Genomic DNA, 1,854 nt, shown 5'->3' on the forward strand with positions numbered 1-1,854 from the left:
GTGGGTTGTGTAGCTAAAGGTTCTCGCTGCTAGCGAAGTCACTCATAAAAAGAGAAGGCTAAGTGAAGCAAAGAGAAGTTATTTGACAAGAGAAGAGAGCAGAAACAGAGTGCGGGTCCTTAGAGGCTTTGAGTCAATCGGCGTAAGTTGAGAGATAAAGAGGCTTCGGGGCTCGAGATAAAAGACGAGCCGTCAAGAGAAAAAAAAATCTTCTGAACGTAAGTTTGGGAGTAAGTAATTAGAGCTAAGAGTTTGATCCTGGCTCAGAACGAACGCTGGCGGCGTGCCTAACACATGCAAGTCGAACGGATGTAGCAATACATTAGTGGCGCACGGGTGAGTAATGCATGGGAATCTGCCCTTTGGTGTGGGATAACTACGGGAAACTGTAGCTAAAACCGCATAAGCAAGCGACGTAAGTTGTTTGGAAAAGCCGGGACCGCAAGGCCGGTTGCCAGAGGATGAGCCCATGTCCCATTAGCTTGTTGGCGGGGTAACGGCCCACCAAGGCGAAGATGGGTAGCTGGTCTGAGAGGACGATCAGCCACACTGGAACTGAGACACGGTCCAGACTCCTACGGGAGGCAGCAGTGGGGAATATTGCGCAATGGGGGAAACCCTGACGCAGCAACGCCGCGTGAGTGATGAAGGCCTTCGGGTTGTAAAGCTCTTTCGGCTGGGAAGAAGGGTGCAGGAGTTAATAAGTCCTGCATTTGATGGTACCAGAGTAAGAAGCACCGGCTAACTTCGTGCCAGCAGCCGCGGTAATACGAAGGGTGCAAGCGTTGTTCGGAATTACTGGGCGTAAAGGGTTCGTAGGCGGGAAGACAAGTCAAGTGTGAAATCCCCAGGCTTAACCTGGGACGTGCATTTGAGACTGTAATTCTTGAGTTTTAGAGAGGGTGGTGGAATTGCTGGTGTAGGAGTGACATCCGTAGAGATCAGCAGGAACACCGGAGGCGAAGGCGACCACCTGGCTAAATACTGACGCTGAGGAACGAAAGCGTGGGGAGCAAACAGGATTAGATACCCTGGTAGTCCACGCCGTAAACGATGATAACTAGGTGTTGGGGGAGTTGACCCCCTCAGTACCGTAGCTCACGCGCTAAGTTATCCGCCTGGGGAGTACGGCCGCAAGGCTAAAACTCAAAGGAATTGACGGGGACCCGCACAAGAGGTGGAGTATGTGGTTTAATTCGAAGCAACGCGAAGAACCTTACCTGGGTTTGACATACCGTGAAAAGCGCAGAGATGCGTAATAGTAGCAATACACACGGATACAGGTGCTGCATGGCTGTCGTCAGCTCGTGTCGTGAGATGTTGGGTTAAGTCCCGCAACGAGCGCAACCCTTTCCCTTATTTGGCATCATTAAGTTGGCAACTATAGGGGTACTGCCGGTGATAAACCGGAGGAAGGTGGGGATGACGTCAAGTCCTCATGGCCCTTACATCCAGGGCTACACACGTACTACAATGGCCAAGACAAAGCGAAGCTAGACCGTAAGGTGGAGCCAAACGCAAAAACATGGTCTCAGTTCGGATTGTGGTCTGCAACTCGACCACATGAAGTTGGAATCTCTAGTAATCGCAGATCAGCAGGCTGCGGTGAATACGTTCCCGGGTCTTGTACACACCGCCCGTCAAACCACGAAAGTTGTATAAGCCAGAAGCATGTGGGTTAACCGCAAGGAGACAGCATGCCAAGGCTTGTGCGATGATTGGGGTTAAGTCGTAACAAGGTAGCCGTAGGGGAACCTGCGGCTGGATCACCTCCTTTCTAGGAATACAGACAGCTCATACCTTCGGGTACAGAGAGTCCATTCTAGGTCAAGGGACCCGCACTCTGTTTCTGCA

1 rRNA gene is annotated in these 1,854 nt (G+C 51.5%); it reads left to right on the plus strand.

What is annotated here, in order from left to right:
- Nucleotides 1–240 precede the first annotated feature (240 nt).
- Nucleotides 241–1,777: ribosomal RNA gene (locus GCL57_RS00005) — 16S ribosomal RNA — on the plus strand.
- Nucleotides 1,778–1,854 lie beyond the last annotated feature (77 nt).

This window comes from Fluviispira multicolorata, from assembly GCF_009208585.1.
Classification (GTDB): Bacteria; Bdellovibrionota_B; Oligoflexia; order Silvanigrellales; family Silvanigrellaceae; genus Silvanigrella; species Silvanigrella multicolorata.